The following is an 18,213-nucleotide window of genomic DNA, read 5'->3' on the forward strand; positions in this document are numbered from 1 at the left end:
CTTTTGGAAACGCTGCCAACGGTAAGCCATTCAAAGACAGCGCCTTTTTAGATTATGCGGTAATCCCTATATTGACTGCAATTTTAATTGAAGAAACGAATGAAGCATATCATCTCAACAGCTTGCCTATTGCTGATTAGTTTTCACATTACTCAAGCCCAGGTAGACCTTTCATACTATCTACCGACCAATGTGACCTACAATGAAAATATCCCAAAACCAGAAGAAGTTATTGGCCATGAAGTAGGGGAATGGCACATAACACACGACAAACTCGTGTATTATATGCGTGCTTTGGCAGAGGCCTCAGATCGCATCATGATCGAACAGATCGGAACGACCCATGAAGACAGGCCTCAATATATTCTAACGATCTCTCACCCGGACAATCTAGCCAATATCGATAAACTTCGCAGCGACCATGTTTGGCTGACCTATCCCAATGAAGCAGACAAATTTGATGTTGAAAAAATGCCTGTGGTCACTTACATGGGTTTTAGTATCCATGGCAATGAACCCAGTGGTTCGAATGCCGCCTTGGTGGCTGCATACTACTTGGCTGCTGCGCAAGGCCCGGCTGTCGAAGACGCTTTGAGAAAGAGTGTTTTGTTGTTCGATCCTTCATTCAACCCTGACGGATTGACTCGTTTCAGCACTTGGGCCAATATGCACAAGAGCGACAACATCAATCCGGATCCAAACGACAGAGAATACGACGAGGTATGGCCCGGCGGTCGTACGAATCATTATTGGTTCGATCTCAATCGCGACTGGCTACCGGTTCAACAACCTGAATCTAGGAATCGAATCGAAGTCTATCATAAATGGAAACCTAATGTGTTAACAGACCACCATGAGATGGGAACCAATTCAACCTTCTTTTTCCAACCTGGTGTACCGTCAAGAACGCATCCACTGACACCAAAACAAAATCAAGAATTAACAGGTAAAATTGGTGCTTTCCATGCAGACGCATTGGACAGCATAGGCTCACTTTACTACACAAAGGAAGGTTATGACGACTTCTACTACGGTAAAGGATCTACTTTTCCTGACATCAACGGAGGCGTGGGTATTCTCTTCGAACAAGCCAGCTCAAGAGGGCATGCGCAAGAAAGCAACCACGGCATTCTCACCTTCCCATTCACCATTAAAAACCAATTCAATGCAGTGCTCTCCACATGGAAGGCAGCAGTAAGCCTACGCGTTGAATTGCTCAAGTACCAAAGAGATTTTTATAAGAAGGCGCTACGCGAGGCAGACAACGACGATGCCCAGGCCTACATTTTCAAAGCTGAAAAAGATCCAGCACGTGCCTTCCACTTGGCTGAGATACTCAGTCGACAGGAAATCGACTTTTATCGACCCTCTCGCAACATTGAGTTGGACGGGGAAGAATACAAACCCGAAAACAGTTACATCATTCCGCTGAAGCAGCGCAACTACAAACTGGTAAAGGGCATGTTTGAAAAAAGAACACAGTTTGAAGACAGCCTCTTTTATGACATCTCCGGATGGACCTATCCGATGGCCTTCAACGTAGAATATGCTGAAATGTCAGGTAGAGATTATGGGAGAAGTCAATTGGGTGAAAAGGTAGAAGAACTTACTTTTCCTCAAGGACAAGTCTATGGTGGCAAAAGCAGTTATGCCTATGTATTCGAATGGCACGGCTACTACGCTCCTCGCGCGGCCAATAGGCTCCTGAACAAAGGGCTTCGTTTGAAAGTGGCCACATCCAAATTTAGCTTATCGAAAGAGCAAGAATTTGATCGAGGCAGCATTTTGATTCCTGTCGAGGGTCAACCATTAAGCCCTGATGAGATCTTCCAAGAAATGTTGGTGGTTTCACAGCAAGACGGAATTGACGTACACGCCATGAAGACTGGCCTGACCCAAGGTGTCTCTCTAGGAAGTAATTCATTCCTCTCTTTAAAGAAGCCGGCAGTCGCATTGGTTGTTGAAGGTGGAAGCTCCTACGATGCCGGAGAGGTCTGGCACCTGCTTGACACCCGAATGGACATGAAGGTAACCAAACTGCCGCAAGATCGCTTAGGCTCAAGCAACATTGACCGCTACAACGTCATGATCATCACCGGTGCCTTGCGTTTGTCAGATGGACAACTCAATAATTTGAAAAGATGGGTAAGAAATGGTGGAACATTAGTGGGTACAACCTCTGGAGTCGCCTGGATGGCTCGAAATGACTTAAGCAATCTGCAAATGGTCGACGTGGAAAGTCCTGATCCAAGTGAGATCACCTATGATAACCTTTCCAACTATCAAAGAGGACAGTACATTCCGGGTGGTGTGTATTTATCGAAGTTGGAACTTAGCCATCCTCTAGCCTTTGGTTACTACAGAGAAACCCTACCTACTTTTAGAAGAGGAAATGTCATGGTGGAGGCCTCAGAAGCCATGTTCGCTAGCCCTGGGGTCTACACCGAAGAACCGTTAATGAGCGGTTGGATCAGCAAGGCCAATCTTGAGGCTCTCAAGGGCACTTCTACCATAAGAGCAAGCGCTTTCGGAGGTGGAAGGGTCATTTCATTGGTGGACAACCCTAACTTCCGCGCCTTTTGGTATGGAACCAATAAACTGATGATGAATGCCATTTTCTTTGGAGACCTCATCAGTGGATCAGCAGCAAGATAAGATAACGGAGTCCAATCACGGACTCCGTTTTTCTCAAAACTCATTTTTCACTACTTTTGACAAACCCTTGTTGGATTGGACAATAGACTTTTCCTTTTAGATAAGAATTACCTCCTCAAGCAAGTTCAGGCTGATCTTAGGCTAGAACTACAAGCACTGCTCGTTGAAAGAGTCAAAGAAGGGTATTTTTTGCTCTTTAATCCATTGCGCTTGGTCGATGAGAAAACCAGCCTAATTGAAGAATTCAGGCCCATCCATTTTACTTGTTTTGACGAGCTCTACGATGCACTTAGTGGCATCTACCGATACCAAATTGGGGACAATCAGTTAGAGCTTTTATTTGATGGAAGAAGCCATTATGAGAAATACGTCGAAGACTGGAAGGATGCTTTCAACAATTACCTCAATGAGTTGATGCGGAAGAAAAACTTTGTGCTCGCTGGATTAGAATTGTCCGTATTTCATTCCCCTGAAAACCGCATCGAGCTTGCTCAAAACCGAATGAAAGTCTGTGTATTTGAACACTTCGGCCTTAAGATCTACAAGTACAAAGGCATTCAGCGCTACAGCAAACAAGCCTAATTAGAGGTCTTCGCTTCTTGCACAATTTGAACACCCGCCGAGAGCCCTAAACGGTCAGCGCCTGCTTCCACCATCTTTCTTGCCGTAGCAAGATCTTTGATGCCACCAGAAGCCTTAATGCCAACATGTGAAGGAGAATGCTTCCGCATGAGTTTGACATGATGCTCCTGAGCACCTGTGGAAGCAAAGCCTGTGGACGTCTTTACAAAATCAGCACCTGCATCTGATACGATTTTGCAGGCTTGGATGATTTCATCATCCGCTAAATAGGCTGTTTCAATGATAACTTTGAGTAATGCTTCATGGTCGTGTGTCAATTTGGCACATTTGGCGAGCTCAATTTTCGTCCAGGGCATTCCACTTTTAAAGGCTGAAATGTTCATGACAATGTCTACCTCGTTAGCGCCATCTTCCAATGCCTTTTCGATCTCTAACAATTTGACCTCTGTGCGTTGATAACCTAGTGGAAAACCAATTACAGTGACCAATTGGATGGTCTCTGTCCCAATCTCTCTGGCCGCTCTCTTCACCCAAAAAGGAGGAACACATACACCAAAAAACCCATGTTCCTTGGCTTCCGCAACAAGCCTATCGATCTGATCACCAGTTAGATCAGGCTTTAGATTAGTATGTTCTATAAAACGACTAATGTCCATGAACAAAGTCTTGTAAGTAGTGATAGTGCTTGGTGAGCTCCCCATCTTTCGTAATGGTTGCTCTCTCAAGAACCGCATCTTTGTCCTCACCGATCAAATTGGGTAAAATACTTTTCACAAACTCCTTACCGAAGTCTTCCGAAGCATTTCTTGGCAATTCACAGGGCAAATTATCAACAGCCATCACAGTCAGATTTCCCTCGTCCACAAACGGCGGTTCCACTCGATCATTGCTTGGGTTATAATCATAACATGGGTCTTCGATAGTACTCGGTTGTTTTGTCGAAGGAATAGAACCTTCAATATCACAAGTAATGTCTGCAATCACCCGGATATTAAAGTCTTGTTGAGAAGCATTCTCTTTTGTGAACAAAACAGGGGCCTTTGGATCCCAAAATGCACCGGCGATCAGAATATCAGCCTTTTGAGCAAATGGCAAAAAGCTCGACTCATAATTCTCAGGGTCATCATAAAACTCATCTCGATCAAAGCCTCCGCCATTTACCCGGCGGTTATAATCCCTTGTATTGAGTTGTGTGAAAACGGGTTCATTAAATCGTTCCGCTAAAAAATCAGCTGGACTCACTCGACGGATTCCCATACCAAACAGTACTTCCATTGCCCCTTTGGCAACCCGTCCTCCTCCAGTCAAAGCGATCTTGATATTTGGCAGCTTAACTTTTTCATAGTCAGACCGCATGTCCTCCAGATCGAAGCAGGTATGCGCCGGCCGAAGGTTGAACAGGTTGTACCGTTTGCCATAAGTCAAAATGCCATTGTAGGCACCTACAATCCCTGCATAACGACCAAAAGCGATCAATCTCCTACCCGCAGCATCAGTGAGACATTCCCAGTCGATCAAGGTGATCTTCTTCTCAAGTATGGCTTGTAACAAGTGTCGGTTATATTCTTGCTTCTTGATGGTATGTGAAAAAAAGAAATGCATTTTCCCATCAACCAGCATCTCAAGTGGCACTTCTTTCACCCCTAGGATCACATCGCAGTCCTCAACAGAATCGACCAATTTAGCCCCCGCCTTTTCGTACTCGCTATCTTCAAAACAACGAATATCGCTACGCTGGCATTTGATGGTCACTCCATCATGAAGTTTAAGAATCTCTTTTACTTGTGACGGGGTGATTGGTACTCTCCTATCTATAGGGACCTTTCCTTCTTTTATGATTCCGATTTTGATCTCTGACATATTCAAAAATAAGCATTAAGTAGTCGTTGAGTGGAAATCTCGCATCAAATCTTGCGCAAGACCTCTCACATGCTTGTCAGAATTTGACATGGCATCTTCAAGGTCTTTCGCTTTGTGTATGACTTGATAGATGGGTACTCCTTTCCATTCATTGATCTCGGACTTGCCACAGATGATCGCGAGAGATTTCCCCTCCTCGTCACAAATTTTCTTCAGGCCATCAATCACCTTTCCCTGCAACGATTGCTCGTCTAGACTTCCTTCGCCGGTAATCACCAGATCAGCCTTTCGGACCTTTTCCCTCATTTCCGTCATGTTGAGGACAAATTCAATTCCAGAAGAGATCTGTGCATGTAAAAATGACAAGGCACCAAAGCCTAAACCACCCGCTGCACCGGCCCCCTTTTCATTCTCAAACCCATTACTCAACAGTGTCGCCAAATGCATTGCCCCACGTTCCAGCTGCTCAATTACCTCTTGGCTTGCTCCCTTTTGTGCAGCATAGTATTGAGCACAACCCGTAGGACCTAGTAAAGGATTTTGCACGTCGGTCAGGATGTTAAAACGAGCTTCTTTTAATTCAGGTAATGCGCTATTCTTTTCCATAATATGGATCTTGATCAAATCGGCCCCCGTTCCCGCCAAAGCATTTCCTTGTTTATCGAAGAACGCATAACCCAACGCTTTTGCCATTCCCAAGCCGCAGTCATTTGTAGCACTCCCTCCGACAAAGAGGTTCACCTCATTAAGCCCTTGCAGTAAAGCATGTCGTATCAATTCACCTGTGCCATAGGTACTTGTCTTTAATGGGTTTCTTTTCGCCAAAGGAACTAGCTGCAAGCCTGAAGCAACAGCCATTTCAATAAAAGCCTTCTCCCCATCGGTCAAATAGTAAGCAGCGCTGCTAATGAACAATGGACCTTGTACTTCAACACTAACGCGTTCTAAATTCAATGAGGCTTCCAATACATCCAGCGTACCCTCACCCCCATCAGCCAAAGGCTGTGAAATTACCTCTGCAGTTGGTAGCTCTTGCAACAGGCCCGAGGAGATTGCTTCGATCACTTCGACACTTGTCAATGACCCCTTGAATTTATCCGGTGCAATTAGAACTTTCATTAGAACCAATAAGGCAAGCTCACCGAGACGGCGACAATTAGCAAAAAGAAAATAAGGAGAAGGTAAACGCTCGATTGGCGAAAATTCACAAGCTCAATTGGGATCATACTTTTCTGGGACTCCATTGGTCGTATTGCACTCAAGACAAGGGCAACTGACAAGGTGACAAGGGCCCCGATGGCATTCCACCAAAACCAAAAGATCTGTGGAACGAATAACCATAGGTACACATTGATTGCCACACCACTCAGCAACCCAATATTCACCGCTTGGGTATTCACCCGTTTAAAAAGCAACGCTAAAATAAAGGTGGCTAATATGGGTCCGAAGGACACCGAACCCACCTTGTTGATGGCTTCAATCACCGTATCAGCAATGTCTCCCACAAAAAAGGCAATAACAACGCAAACAACACCCCAAAAAAGGGCTGTCATACGAGAGAGCTTTGTGTATTGCTTCTCAGTCATTTCCTTGCCTCTGGCAAAGAGATCTTCAACAGAAGCTGCCGAAAGTGAATTAATGGCTGAGCTCAACGACGACATCGCTGCCGAAAAGATGGCAACGATCAATAGACCAATCACCCCATTAGGTAAAAAATCGCGAATAAAAATGGGGATAAGGCGATCAGGCTGATCAGCTGGAATCTGCGTCATTAAACCTGAATTCGAGAACGCCAATGTACCCAAGACTAGCCCCATGATGCAGTAGGCAAAGGTGATCGGGAACCTCATCAAACCATTGCATAAAAGGGTTTGTCTCATGGTCTTCATGCTACTGGCCGACAATAATCGTTGCACCTGACTTTGATCCGTACCATAGTAAGCGGAGTAAAGAAAAAAACCGCCGATCAGCATAGGCCAAAAACCAAATTCATCATTGCTGAACCCTAACTTACTGAAGTCCACCGCCACCAAACGGACCGGATCCACTTGATCAACAAAATTACCCCAGCCCCCCAGGGCACTTAATCCAAAGACAAAACAAATGATGATACCGATAAAGAGAATAATCATTTGGATCATGTCACCGTAAACCACCGCTTTCATTCCTCCTTGATAGGAATAGATCATGGTAACAATTCCAATAAGAATGATGCTTTGCCACATGGGGATACCCATTACGCTCTCGAGAATAATGGCCACTGTGTAGATCATGACTCCGGTACCAAAAGCCCTTGAGACTTGAAAAACAATGCTCAAAAGTATTCGTGTGCTAGCGCCAAAACGCCTTTCCAAGAACTCATAGACACTTACGATACCTGATTTATAGAACGTGGGAACAAGCACCACCATAAGAAATATCATCGCCAAGGGAACGGCGAACTCGTAGGTCAACCAGATCATTCCGCCACCTTGTTTTAACCCCACAAATGCAGGTGCCGAAATAAAGCTGACAGCAGATAATTGGGTTGCTGCGGTACTCATGGCCAATGGAAACCAGCCAAAGCTTCTTCCGCCTAAGTAATAATCGCTTTTACTCGTTTGGTTCTTGAAGTGGTAACCCAGATAAAGAAACCCACCGATATACAGTGTGATGATGATATAATCTAAAACATTCATTCGTCCATAATAAAATCCAGCACTACAGCTGCGGTCCATGAAAAATTATCGCCTCCATACCCATGTGGAAGCCCATCAGCAACTGCTCTTCGAGGATCGAAGTATTCGTGAAAACCTAATTTATCAACTAATTCAAGAAAATCCCATTTCACTCGATCGGCTGTTTCATCCATGGTGTATCGTTTCAAGCCTTGATAGAGCAACCAATTCATTTGCGGCCATATGGGACCTTTCCAATACCTTCTCCCATCAAAAACAGGATGTTCGGGATCAAAACTTGGCATAACACGATACGCATCAGGCGATTGGGCAATATGCAAAACCTGTTCCTCTATGAGCCTTGCCCGCTGATCATTCGGGATCTGCGCATATAGTGCCGTAAACCCTCCAATTTCCTTCATGCCAATGTGCCGTTCATTGCGCAAGTCATAAGGAGCATAAAGCCCTAATTCCTCTACCCAAAGCTTCTCATCAAATTGCCTTTTGCTTTGACCCTGCCACTCCTCGACCTGCTTGACATCCAAACCAAGGGCTGTGCCCACTTGAATCAAGGCCTCATTCGACCGAATTAAAGTGGCATTGAAAAGAGTATCCTGTACCATAAAAGGAGATTCTTTGGCAATAAAGCGACCGTCATAGTCATGGCGCTTGGCCAACTCCATCAAATACACAAAAACATCATAATCACGATCAGATGGCCGTTCAGATGGGTCAGCTTTCAAGTTGTCCACTCGCTGATAGGAAGGAAGTTCATTCTTGTCAAATGAGATCGTTTGAATCAACTCATCCCATAAAGGAGAATTGTCACGACCAGAGGCCCAAGGGTGAAAAATCGACACTAGCCCTTCGTTCTTGGGATCTCGATAGGTATAGTAATACTGATGCAGTTTGACAATTTTGGGGAATAAGGTTCTTGCAAAATTTTTAACTTCCTCCGAATCTGGGGTTTGATTAAGCATTTTTTCCAGAATAAATCCATGAACAGGGGGCTGAGTTATTCCTGATGTTGCCACATTGCCGGGAGCTCCTTTTACAAGATCAGACCGCCAGAAGGTAGGTCCTGGAAAATAGCCTTCGCTCTTAGGGTCATGAAAAATGATATGGGGAAGCATGCCATTCTCCCATTGTCCCTTGAATAAGGTGTTTAACTCCAATATGGCTCTTTTCAGGTCAAAACGAGCAAAACCCATCGCTGCGAAACCCGAATCCCAATTCCATTGATAAGGGTAAAGCCTGGAGCTCGGTACGGTATAACAACCTTCCCGGGTGTTGTCTATCAAGATCTTCTTTGCACGATCGACCATCACCTGATGTCGATTTGGTGGTACTGTACTATTTTCCATAGTGAATGTCTTAGGTTTTGAAAATACGGAGGCGATGCTGAATTAAAAATTGACTTTCTGCATTCCCTCTTTATTCCTTAACATTGCAGCATGGTTATCGAACATGTCGTGCCTTTCGTTGCCTGGATGTTTTACTACTTCCTACATAGCCTGCTGGCTACCACACAAATCAAATCACGCATTGGACTTAGCCCTCGGCACTATCGAATTGTGTACAGTTTGATCGCCACTGTTTTATTCATCTTTCTGATGCTCTATACCGCTTCCATCTATAGTTCACTAATTTACGCGCCGAGTGCGGCCACCAACTATGCAGGTCTTATGCTCACGACAGTTGGTATATTTATTTTGAAACGGTCTTTTAGAAACTATTCGCTCAAAGAATTCATTGGCCTCAAAAAGGAGGAGGAATCTGCCCTTAAAACGTCTGGAGTTCAAGCCAAAATTAGACACCCTCTGTACAGCGGAACTCTGCTGATCTTTATCGGGTATTTCATTTTTAACCCTCAGCTGTCCAGTCTTGTATTACTCCTTAGCGTAGTCGTTTATCTCCCATTCGGTATTCGGTTGGAGGAAAAGAAACTAATCGAGTTGTTCGGCGATGAATACCTAGCATACAAAAAGCGAACACCCTCTTTAATTCCTAGACTTAAACCCAAATCGGTATGAGAAAATTTACAGGAATAACTGCTCTGCTGGGTTTGTCATTAGTGGCTTGCAGTTTCCTCTCAAGGTATTTTGACATCATTCCGGATAGGGCTCGAACAACGGTCATGATCGTGGGATTCACCATCATGTTTTTATCGAGCCTGTGGCGGGTAGTGATCGACATGAACGCTGGAGAAGATAAAAGAGAGTAATTATTCCTCTTCACTACCTCCCTTGATAGCATCAAGGTCTTCCCGGTCTCTCAGTTTTTTATCGTCAACATTCTTATTTAAAAATTCATTGATGCGGTCAATCGACAATGAATTACTGATCTCTCCAAATGAGTCTACGTTAAGCTCAAGGCCGTCAAGCTCCTTCGCCACTTTAGGCTTTTGGTTTTTATCCTCTTTCTTCTTTTTTGCCATAATCAATCAAGGGATATTGTGTTGATAGCGAGTTCAATTCTCTTTTTGACCTCGACAGGACCCAATATGGAGATGATCTCCATTAAATCTGGTCCTCCAGCCTGTCCCGTCAAAGCTAGCCTAAGTGCTGGCATTACTTTGCCAAATGGTGTTCCATCTTTGGCTAAGAAAGCAGAAAACAACTCTTTTGCCTCATCCACATCAACGGAATCATGCTTAGAAAGTTCCGAGGCAAAGCCCTGCAGTTTTTCAACAGCCATGGAATCCCACTTTTTTCTAACAGTCTTGGCGTCATATGCTTCAGGGGGAGTAAAGTAAAAACTTCCCGCCTCAACCATCTCAGCAATAAATGTTACTCTTTCTTTCAGACTTGCCACCACTCGTTCGAGCTTCTCCTCTGCGTCGTCGAGAGGCAAAAGTTCTTTCAGTTCATTTACAATTTCATCGTTGGCCTTTGCCTTAAGGTATTGCTGATTGAACCATTTGGCTTTATCAATGTCAAACTTTGCGCCTGCTTTATTGATCTTCTCCAACGAGAACAAGTTGACCAACTCATTCATTGAAAACAGTTCTTGGTCACCTCCGGGATTCCAACCCAATAAGGCCAAGAAATTGATGAAAGCATCCGGCAAATAACCGGCCTCTTTAAAGCCTACGGATAATTCGTTCGTTTCAGGATCACTCCAATTCAATGGGAATATCGGGAACCCTAATTGGTCTGCAGCCCGTTTGCTTAGCTTTCCATTTCCATCGGGCTTAAGCAAAAGAGGCAAGTGTGCAAATAGTGGTGGTTCCCAGCCAAAGGAGTCGTAAAGCAACACATGCAACGGTGCAGAAGGAAGCCATTCTTCCCCACGAATAACGTGACTAATCTCCATCAAATGATCGTCGACAATATTGGCCAAATGATAAGTAGGCATCCCATCAGATTTCATTAGGATCTTGTCATCAAGGGTCGTCGTGTTGACCACCACCCATCCTCTAACTTGATCTTCAAACCTGACGTCCTCATTTTTCGGCATTTTGAATCGAATGACATAAGGCTCCTTTTTCTCCAACAGCGCGTTGACCTCCTCTTCTGACAAGGTCAATGAATTTTTCATTTGTGTGCGAGTAACTGCATTGTACTGGGGGTTCGCGATACGGTTTGCCTTTAACCGTTCCCGCATTTCATCCAGCTCTTCTGGTGTATCAAAAGCATAGTAAGCTTTTCCTTCATCAACCAAATGTTGCGCATACTTCGCATACAATTCCTTACGTTCCGACTGTCTGTACGGGCCAAAATCTCCACCTTCAGCCACTCCCTCATCGGGTCGAATCCCTGCCCATTCCAATGCTTCTCGAATGTAGTCCTCTGCTCCTTCGACAAAACGAGTTTGGTCCGTATCTTCAATTCGAAGTATAAAAGCACCTTTCTCCTTCTTTGCAAATAGATAATTGTACAGGGCGGTTCTGACTCCTCCAATATGCAATGCACCGGTTGGACTTGGTGCGAATCGTACACGTACGCTCATTCTTTCTTGTTTAGGGCGCAAATATAAAAATTGTTACGCCAAGTCTTGGTTCATTCCTTACTCAACCGCGATGCAAGAGATTTCCACATTCACATCTTTCGGCAAACGGGCTACCTCAACACATTCGCGAGCGGGCGGCTGTTGCTTGAAATACATCGCATAAGCTTCATTCACCGTATTGAATTGACCAAGATCTTTCAAAAAAATTGAACACTTCACCACATTGGCAAACGACATCCCAGCGGCCGATAATACGGCCTCAAGATTCTTCATGACTTGATGTGTTTCTTCCGTGATGTTCTCATTGATCATTTCACCGGTCAGCTGGTCAAATGGTATTTGGCCAGAAACATAGAGTGTATTTCCTGCCTTAATTGCCTGGCTATAAGGGCCTATTGGCGCAGGAGCTTGATCGCTTTTAATAACTGTTTTTGACATCTTGATTACGATTAAGATTATTCAATAGATTTGTCACAAATTACACAATATGAAAATCGCTGTTGTCGGAAATCAATTAGAATTTGATGAGTTCAGTCAAAAATTTGGATCAATGCACGAATGCCTGTGCTTTACTGACCATCACTTTTTAGATGACGAGCTCAATGTAGATTGTGTTTTTGATTTTACGATTAGCGATAGTCCTGAGCACTTTTCTTTCTATGAGGATAGGTTATCCGTACCAATATTCCTCAATACGATCAAAATGACCTTGGCTGAGTTAGCTGCCTACTATCCACTAAATACTGAGCAGGTCTATGGTTTCAATGGAATGCTGACGTTTATCAATAGAGAAGTGTTAGAAATCACGTCTCTTTCCGATAGTCCCTCATTCACCATTTTCGAAGATTTAAAAACTGCTTTTCAATTGGTTGATGATCGAGTGGGCATGGTAACCCCGAGGATCGTATGCATGATCATCAATGAAGCATTCTATACCATGCAGGAAGGAACAGCCAGCCCTGAAGATATCGACTCGGGCATGAAACTCGGAACCAATTATCCTTTCGGCCCATTCGAATGGCTCGAAAAAATAGGTGTATCGGATGTTTATGAATTACTAGAAGCGCTGTACGAAGACACAAAAGAAGAGCGCTACAAAATTGCTGCAGCGCTCAAAAAAGGTTACCTCAGCGTACAACGAATTACTCCACAGTAACTGATTTGGCTAAATTTCTAGGTTGGTCCACATTACATCCTCTCATTACGGCGATGTGATAAGACAATAATTGCAAAGGAACAACAGATACCAATGGCATGAATGACTCATTGGTATGTGGAACTTCGATGATGTGATCTGCCATTGGCGCGATCTCTGTATCACCTTCCGTAACAATGGCTATGACTTTACCTTTTCTTGCCTTTACCTCTTGGATATTGGATACAATCTTCTCGTATGAGCTATCCTTGGTAGCAATGAATACCACTGGCATGTTCTCGTCAATGAGCGCAATTGGGCCATGCTTCATCTCCGCAGCCGGATAACCCTCTGCATGGATATAAGAAATCTCTTTCAATTTTAAGGCACCTTCTAAAGCTACCGGGAAATTGTATCCTCTTCCCAAGTAAAGGAAGTTAGAAGCATCCTTAAATTTTTCAGCGATGGTTTCTATCTGAGCATTCAAATCCAAGCACTTGGCGACCTTGTCAGGAATTGCGTCCAGTTCATGAAGCAAGTTTCTGAATTTGCTCTCGGTCAAAGTCCCTTTCTTATGCGCAAGCATTAATGCCATCATGGCAAGAACAGATATTTGAGCCGTAAAAGCCTTCGTACTTGCTACTCCAATTTCCGGGCCTGCGTGGGTATAACTACCGGCATGTGTGGTTCGTGGTATCGATGATCCTACTACGTTGCAAACGCCCAAAATCGTAGCGCCTTTGGACTTTGCCAATTCAATAGCGGCCAGCGTATCCGCTGTCTCACCTGATTGAGAAATGGCGATCACTACATCTTTTTCTCCCACTACAGGGTTACGATACCTGAATTCAGAAGCGTACTCTACCTCCACAGGCAATCGACAAAACTCTTCAAATATATATTCTGCCACTAAACCGGCATGCCAAGAGGTACCACAAGCAATGATAAGAATCCGGTCAGCATTAGAGAATTTATTGATGTAGTCCGAAATACCTCCAAGATGAAGAGTCCCTTCGGAGGCTCTTAGTCTTCCTCTAAGACAGTCTCCGATAGATTTCGGTTGCTCGAAAATTTCTTTGAGCATAAAATGTTCATAGCCACCCTTCTCTATGGCTTCAAGTTCCATATTGACTGTCTGCACATAAGGAGTCATTTCGACGTCATCAATATTCTTGATGGTAAAGTCACCATCTTTGATGATGGCAATCTCCTTGTCGTCTAGGTAGACAACCTCATTGGTATATTCAATGATTGGCGTGGCATCAGAAGCCAAAAAGAACTCTCCTTTGCCCAATCCAATAACCAATGGACTTCCTTTTCTCGCAGCAATAAGTGTATTGGGTTCATCTAAGGACAGAATACCAACGGCGTAGGCACCAACGACCTTTGTAAGCGCTTGACGAACCGCTTCAGCCAATGTCGTTACACGGCTATTGAGATAAATATCCTCTATGAAATTAATGAAGACCTCGGTATCCGTTTCCGATTTAAACGTATAGCCTTTCTTCTCCAATTCAGTTTTTAACGCAGCATAGTTTTCTATGATACCATTATGAATGATAGCCAATTTGCCTGATTGACTCAGGTGTGGGTGTGCGTTGGCATCATTGGGTTCACCGTGTGTTGCCCAGCGGGTATGTCCTATACCTATAGTCGCTTTCTTGTCGCTATTTTTTGCAAACTCTACAAGATCAGCAACCTTACCCTTCTTTTTATAAACGTTTAAGTCTCCGTTTAACAAGGCTACACCAGCACTATCATAACCTCTGTATTCAAGTCGTTGCAATCCTTTGATAATGATTGGATAAGCCTCTCGATGACCAATGTACCCTACAATACCACACATAATTTTTAATTTTTTGAAAAGTAAAAAGAATAACCTAGCTATCTGAGTTGAGAATAGAAAATCTTGATCTTCACATTATCCGGTGATACTTCAAAACCGCTAGCCGAAGCATTCATGTCCGTTGGATAAAGTAAGATCTTCTCTCTTCTAAAAACATCATTGTAATAGGTTTGAGCGAAGGTTGTGATCGAATTTTTATAGGTTTTGGTCACCGGATTGTAGGTTAAACGTACTGGAAATTGACTACTTAGTACCGGTGCAGTGTCTACCTGAATCCCCCTAAATGCATTATTATCGGCAATTGTGGTATTCTCATCATCAGTAAAGTACATATACAAGGCTTCCGGTGGGTCCACACCCTCAGGTAAATCTAGAATAGGCCCTACCTCAAATTCTACCAGATTCACGATTGAATTAACCTCTTGCTCTGAAAAATCTGTTAGCCCACTAATGTCCAACTTGGCAACAACTCCGGCTCCTGAATGAACAAGTAGGTTGTTGGAGGTTGGATACTCAATGGCTGGGTCTTGAACTTGACTATATGCTGTAGTTGAACGATCGACATTCAAATTGTAGAAATGAGGCGATATCCTTCCACTCATCACAAACTCTCTGTTGTCCGTTAGTCCACTACCATCCGCAGCAGGTTCACTGTAATAAAAGACAATCTCCAGGTTTTCACCCGGTTCAATGCCAAATATATTGTCCACAGGTTCGTCCGTTTGGAAGGCTAATCCAGGAAAGAATGACCTGAAGTTGGCCAAAGACTGAAATAAAGGATTGCTGGCATCGCCTAGGGCATCAAAAACCAAATCAGACCATGCCTGATCAACGGCAAGGCTGTATGTTGAGTCAAAGTCCGTTATTAAGAGGTCGTTTTCGGCAATCAGCACATCCGAAACCGATACAGAACTACTTGTAAAATAAATAGTTGTGTCCTTTATCTCTGCGTCAACTTGATAGGCCTTAAGGTCTACATCTATGCCATCTGCATTATTTTCAAAGAGATAGTTGAACCGAACATTCAATTTGACCGAATCAAGCTGCGCCTCATTGCTTGGTCTTCTTAACCCGACTACATCGAAATTAAACGCTGAGTACGCTTTTGCGCTCATTTCTGCAAAAGGCATGCTGCGATCTCCTGTCAATAAAGTACCCGTGCCAATAGACACAATAGAATCCACCAATACGATACCACCACTTGTAGAGACTTCTGTGGTTAAGAACTCTAAGGGGGCAATATCATCTTCTCCTAGCCCAAAAGGACCAAGCTCTTCGCAAGAAAAAAGTAAAAAGAGGCCTAAGAATAAGGCCCCCAAGTTTTTGCTCTTAGCCGACAAGTTCATTATACAGATTGTAATAAGAGTCTAGGAAATTGTCATCTTTCTCAATGGTACTCACCGTTTTCTCCTGCTCTATTTCTCCTAACAATTTGTTCAAACTCTCATTGACATCTTCTTCTGCCCTGATCACAGCATCAGCATATTGTGCACCCGTTTTTATAAATCCACTAAAGTCTGCTGTTTTTAAGTTTTCCAGCATACTATCGTCAATGTCCATCATTTTCACCTTATCCAACAAGCCATTATCAAATTGGTGAGAAAACACATTATTGTAAATGGTGAAAACTGATTTTGTGTTCTGAAAAATCGGGTCGTTTTTATACGTAGTCTTTAGGTAAAGCGGAATTAAGCTTGTTACCCAATCGTTACAGTGAACGATATCTGGTGCCCATCCCAGTTTCTTCACAGTTTCCAAAACGCCCTTACAGAAAAAGATAGCGCGCTCATCGTTGTCTTCATAGAAATTATCCTCCTTATCATGAAACACATATTTACGATGGAAGTAGTCTTCATTGTCAATGAAATACACCTGAAGCTTCGCATTTGGAATGGACGCCACCTTGATGACCAATGGCTTTTCTTCATCGCCTACGGCAATATTGATCCCAGAAAGCCTCACCACTTCATGCAACCTATTCTTTCGTTCATTGATCAACCCAAAGCGTGGAACCAATATTCTGATTTCCATGCCTCGCTCTTGCATGGCCTGAGGTAATTTTCTAACAAAGTCGGATACTGCTGACGTTTCCAAGAAAGGTTGAATCTCACTTGCAACGTACAGAACTCTCAATTTTGACATATTTAATGGAATTTAATGAAACCTATACTCTTGTAAAAAGAAGCACAAAAGTAGCGTATTTTTGTCAAAAAACCTCCAATTTTAAGGAAAATCCCTTTGGTTTGCAGATTAGCACCGTTAATCTTAGTTAAAGTCCCATGCAGGTAATTCACACCGTACAAGAGATCAGAAAATATCTGCAAGACCAGCCGAAAGAGCAATCCACCGGGTTGGTCCCTACCATGGGGGCTCTTCACGAAGGCCATCTTCAATTGATCAATGCAGCGAAAGGTGCATGTGACTTAGTAGTAGCGACCATTTTTGTGAATCCTGCCCAATTCAACAATTCGAAAGACTTTGAGAACTACCCTATTCAACTAGAAGAAGACTTAGAAAAGCTAGAAAAAGCAGCCTGCGATCTTGTGTTTATTCCCCATCGTCAAGAATTGTACCCACAAGCACCTAGTCTGCAGATCAATTTTGGCAGCTTGGAGACCTCTCTCGAAGGCAAATTTAGACCGGGTCATTTTGCAGGTGTAGGGCTCATTATCTCGAAGTTCTTCAATATCATCCAACCAAGCCATGCTTTTTTCGGACAGAAAGACATTCAACAATTCTACGTTATCAAAAAGCTAACCGAGGAACTCAATTTTCCAGTACAGCTCCACATGGTGCCCACTGTTAGGGAAATTTCTGGCTTAGCCATGTCCTCGAGAAACCTAAGATTAAAACCAGAAGAGCAGGAAGAAGCCGCATTGATCTATCGTTCGTTGAAAAAGGCTCAGGAAGAATTGCAACATGAGGTAAGTATTACTGAGGTCAAAGAAAACCTGTCACGCAAATTTTCAGATTCACAAACCCTTGACCTTGAATACTTTGAGGTGGTCGATACCAACAGTTTCCAACCTTTGACTGCAATCACGTCACCTGATCAAACAGCACTGTGTTTAGCTGCAGTGATAAACGAAGTCAGACTAATAGATAACTTGCCTTTAATTGATTAAATTTGCGCCCATTTTGGTAGAACGCAATGCAAATAGAGGTATTCAAATCAAAAATTCATAGAGCGAAGGTTACCCAAGCCGAATTGCACTATGTCGGTAGCATCACATTAGACGAAGCACTGATGGAAGCGGCAAATATTTTGCCACACGAAAAAGTGCAGATCGTCAATGTCAATAATGGCGAGCGCTTTGAAACCTACGTCATCAAAGGTGATCGAAATTCTGGCACGGTGTGTCTAAATGGCCCTGCCGCTCGTAAAGTACAGGTGGGAGACATCATTATCATCGTATCTTACGGACTTATGGACTATGAGGAGGCCAAATCACATGAACCAAAGGTGGTTTTCCCTGACGATAAGAACAAAATAAACTAGTCAATTGACCCTGAACGTAAAAAGTACC

Annotated in this window: 18 protein-coding genes; 7 read left to right on the forward strand and 11 right to left on the reverse strand. The window is 43.5% G+C overall.

Annotated features, from left to right (window positions below):
* Positions 1-99: 99 nt before the first annotated feature.
* On the forward strand, positions 100-2,655 hold the full coding sequence (locus tag AC2D6U_RS09805) for a M14 family zinc carboxypeptidase (RefSeq protein ID WP_484720802.1): 2,556 nt from the start codon (positions 100-102) through the stop codon (positions 2,653-2,655).
* Between the two features lie 75 nt (positions 2,656-2,730).
* Positions 2,731-3,237, forward strand: a complete 507-nt coding sequence (locus tag AC2D6U_RS09810; protein ID WP_484720803.1) for a hypothetical protein — start codon at positions 2,731-2,733, stop codon at positions 3,235-3,237.
* Here the strand turns inward: AC2D6U_RS09810 and deoC are convergent.
* From deoC to AC2D6U_RS09835, 5 genes are read right to left on the reverse strand one after another with little or no spacing between them, the layout of a single operon-like run.
* On the reverse strand, positions 3,234-3,893 hold the full coding sequence (deoC, locus tag AC2D6U_RS09815) for a deoxyribose-phosphate aldolase (RefSeq protein ID WP_484720804.1): 660 nt from the start codon (positions 3,891-3,893) through the stop codon (positions 3,234-3,236). The two genes, AC2D6U_RS09810 and deoC, sit on opposite strands and share 4 nt — an antisense overlap.
* Complete coding sequence (locus AC2D6U_RS09820; protein WP_484720805.1) at positions 3,883-5,097, reverse strand: NAD(P)-dependent oxidoreductase; 1,215 nt, start codon at positions 5,095-5,097, stop codon at positions 3,883-3,885. The genes deoC and AC2D6U_RS09820 overlap by 11 nt, the downstream gene beginning before the upstream one ends.
* 15 nt (positions 5,098-5,112) lie before the next feature.
* Entirely contained in the window at positions 5,113-6,216 is a 1,104-nt protein-coding gene (locus AC2D6U_RS09825) for a glycerate kinase (protein WP_484720806.1), read from the reverse strand.
* A complete protein-coding gene (locus AC2D6U_RS09830; RefSeq protein WP_484720807.1) occupies positions 6,216-7,775 on the reverse strand; it encodes a sodium:solute symporter family protein in 1,560 nt (519 codons plus the stop codon). The genes AC2D6U_RS09825 and AC2D6U_RS09830 overlap by 1 nt, the downstream gene beginning before the upstream one ends.
* Positions 7,772-9,118 carry an MGH1-like glycoside hydrolase domain-containing protein gene (locus AC2D6U_RS09835; RefSeq protein ID WP_484720808.1) on the reverse strand — a complete coding sequence of 449 codons (1,347 nt, stop codon included), beginning with the start codon at positions 9,116-9,118 and terminating at the stop codon, positions 7,772-7,774. The genes AC2D6U_RS09830 and AC2D6U_RS09835 overlap by 4 nt, the downstream gene beginning before the upstream one ends.
* Before the next feature lie 90 nt (positions 9,119-9,208).
* On the opposite strand from AC2D6U_RS09835, the gene AC2D6U_RS09840 reads away from it, so the two are divergent.
* Positions 9,209-9,787 carry a methyltransferase family protein gene (locus AC2D6U_RS09840; RefSeq protein WP_484720809.1) on the forward strand — a complete coding sequence of 193 codons (579 nt, stop codon included), beginning with the start codon at positions 9,209-9,211 and terminating at the stop codon, positions 9,785-9,787.
* Positions 9,784-9,978, forward strand: a complete 195-nt coding sequence (locus tag AC2D6U_RS09845) for a hypothetical protein (RefSeq protein WP_484720810.1) — start codon at positions 9,784-9,786, stop codon at positions 9,976-9,978. The genes AC2D6U_RS09840 and AC2D6U_RS09845 overlap by 4 nt, the downstream gene beginning before the upstream one ends.
* On the opposite strand, the gene AC2D6U_RS09850 is transcribed toward AC2D6U_RS09845, so the two are convergent.
* Genes AC2D6U_RS09850 through AC2D6U_RS09860 form a run of 3 tightly spaced genes read right to left on the reverse strand, consistent with a single transcriptional unit; the run spans position 9,979 to position 12,143 of the window.
* Positions 9,979-10,191: a hypothetical protein gene (locus AC2D6U_RS09850; RefSeq protein ID WP_484720811.1), complete on the reverse strand. Its 213-nt coding sequence runs from the start codon at positions 10,189-10,191 to the stop codon at positions 9,979-9,981.
* Between the two features lie 2 nt (positions 10,192-10,193).
* Positions 10,194-11,705, reverse strand: a complete 1,512-nt coding sequence (gene gltX / locus AC2D6U_RS09855; protein ID WP_484720812.1) for a glutamate--tRNA ligase — start codon at positions 11,703-11,705, stop codon at positions 10,194-10,196.
* 57 nt (positions 11,706-11,762) lie between these two features.
* Positions 11,763-12,143: a RidA family protein gene (locus AC2D6U_RS09860; RefSeq protein ID WP_484720813.1), complete on the reverse strand. Its 381-nt coding sequence runs from the start codon at positions 12,141-12,143 to the stop codon at positions 11,763-11,765.
* 49 nt (positions 12,144-12,192) lie between these two features.
* Between AC2D6U_RS09860 and AC2D6U_RS09865 the strand changes: the two genes are divergently transcribed.
* A complete protein-coding gene (locus AC2D6U_RS09865) occupies positions 12,193-12,861 on the forward strand; it encodes a 3-hydroxyacyl-CoA dehydrogenase family protein (protein WP_484720814.1) in 669 nt (222 codons plus the stop codon).
* Here AC2D6U_RS09865 and glmS read toward each other — a convergent pair.
* From glmS to AC2D6U_RS09880, 3 genes are read right to left on the reverse strand one after another with little or no spacing between them, the layout of a single operon-like run.
* Complete coding sequence (glmS, locus tag AC2D6U_RS09870) at positions 12,848-14,686, reverse strand: glutamine--fructose-6-phosphate transaminase (isomerizing) (RefSeq protein ID WP_484720815.1); 1,839 nt, start codon at positions 14,684-14,686, stop codon at positions 12,848-12,850. The two genes, AC2D6U_RS09865 and glmS, sit on opposite strands and share 14 nt — an antisense overlap.
* 38 nt (positions 14,687-14,724) lie before the next feature.
* A complete protein-coding gene (locus AC2D6U_RS09875; RefSeq protein WP_484720816.1) occupies positions 14,725-16,032 on the reverse strand; it encodes a DUF4270 family protein in 1,308 nt (435 codons plus the stop codon).
* Positions 16,016-16,828, reverse strand: a complete 813-nt coding sequence (locus tag AC2D6U_RS09880) for a glycogen/starch synthase (RefSeq protein ID WP_484720817.1) — start codon at positions 16,826-16,828, stop codon at positions 16,016-16,018. The genes AC2D6U_RS09875 and AC2D6U_RS09880 overlap by 17 nt, the downstream gene beginning before the upstream one ends.
* 137 nt (positions 16,829-16,965) lie before the next feature.
* On the opposite strand from AC2D6U_RS09880, the gene panC reads away from it, so the two are divergent.
* The gene (panC, locus tag AC2D6U_RS09885; protein ID WP_484720818.1) at positions 16,966-17,811 is read left to right on the forward strand and encodes a pantoate--beta-alanine ligase; all 846 of its coding nucleotides are present in this window, start codon (positions 16,966-16,968) and stop codon (positions 17,809-17,811) included.
* Between the two features lie 26 nt (positions 17,812-17,837).
* A complete protein-coding gene (gene panD, locus AC2D6U_RS09890; protein WP_484720819.1) occupies positions 17,838-18,185 on the forward strand; it encodes an aspartate 1-decarboxylase in 348 nt (115 codons plus the stop codon).
* Positions 18,186-18,213 lie beyond the last annotated feature (28 nt).

The sequence above is a fragment of the Roseivirga sp. YIW32 genome (assembly GCF_057219245.1).

Excerpts from the sequence above, each read along its gene's own strand:
- AC2D6U_RS09805 (WP_484720802.1), top strand. The coding sequence starts at position 100 with ATGAAGCATATCATCTCAACAGCTTGCCTATTGCTGATTAGTTTTCAC.
- deoC (WP_484720804.1), bottom strand. The coding sequence starts at position 3,893 with ATGGACATTAGTCGTTTTATAGAACATACTAATCTAAAGCCTGATCTA.
- AC2D6U_RS09820 (WP_484720805.1), bottom strand. The coding sequence starts at position 5,097 with ATGTCAGAGATCAAAATCGGAATCATAAAAGAAGGAAAGGTCCCTATA.
- AC2D6U_RS09825 (WP_484720806.1), bottom strand. The coding sequence starts at position 6,216 with ATGAAAGTTCTAATTGCACCGGATAAATTCAAGGGGTCATTGACAAGT.
- AC2D6U_RS09830 (WP_484720807.1), bottom strand. The coding sequence starts at position 7,775 with ATGAATGTTTTAGATTATATCATCATCACACTGTATATCGGTGGGTTT.
- AC2D6U_RS09835 (WP_484720808.1), bottom strand. The coding sequence starts at position 9,118 with ATGGAAAATAGTACAGTACCACCAAATCGACATCAGGTGATGGTCGAT.
- AC2D6U_RS09840 (WP_484720809.1), top strand. The coding sequence starts at position 9,209 with ATGGTTATCGAACATGTCGTGCCTTTCGTTGCCTGGATGTTTTACTAC.
- AC2D6U_RS09845 (WP_484720810.1), top strand. The coding sequence starts at position 9,784 with ATGAGAAAATTTACAGGAATAACTGCTCTGCTGGGTTTGTCATTAGTG.
- AC2D6U_RS09850 (WP_484720811.1), bottom strand. The coding sequence starts at position 10,191 with ATGGCAAAAAAGAAGAAAGAGGATAAAAACCAAAAGCCTAAAGTGGCG.
- gltX (WP_484720812.1), bottom strand. The coding sequence starts at position 11,705 with ATGAGCGTACGTGTACGATTCGCACCAAGTCCAACCGGTGCATTGCAT.
- AC2D6U_RS09860 (WP_484720813.1), bottom strand. The coding sequence starts at position 12,143 with ATGTCAAAAACAGTTATTAAAAGCGATCAAGCTCCTGCGCCAATAGGC.
- AC2D6U_RS09865 (WP_484720814.1), top strand. The coding sequence starts at position 12,193 with ATGAAAATCGCTGTTGTCGGAAATCAATTAGAATTTGATGAGTTCAGT.
- glmS (WP_484720815.1), bottom strand. The coding sequence starts at position 14,686 with ATGTGTGGTATTGTAGGGTACATTGGTCATCGAGAGGCTTATCCAATC.
- AC2D6U_RS09875 (WP_484720816.1), bottom strand. The coding sequence starts at position 16,032 with ATGAACTTGTCGGCTAAGAGCAAAAACTTGGGGGCCTTATTCTTAGGC.
- AC2D6U_RS09880 (WP_484720817.1), bottom strand. The coding sequence starts at position 16,828 with ATGTCAAAATTGAGAGTTCTGTACGTTGCAAGTGAGATTCAACCTTTC.
- panC (WP_484720818.1), top strand. The coding sequence starts at position 16,966 with ATGCAGGTAATTCACACCGTACAAGAGATCAGAAAATATCTGCAAGAC.
- panD (WP_484720819.1), top strand. The coding sequence starts at position 17,838 with ATGCAAATAGAGGTATTCAAATCAAAAATTCATAGAGCGAAGGTTACC.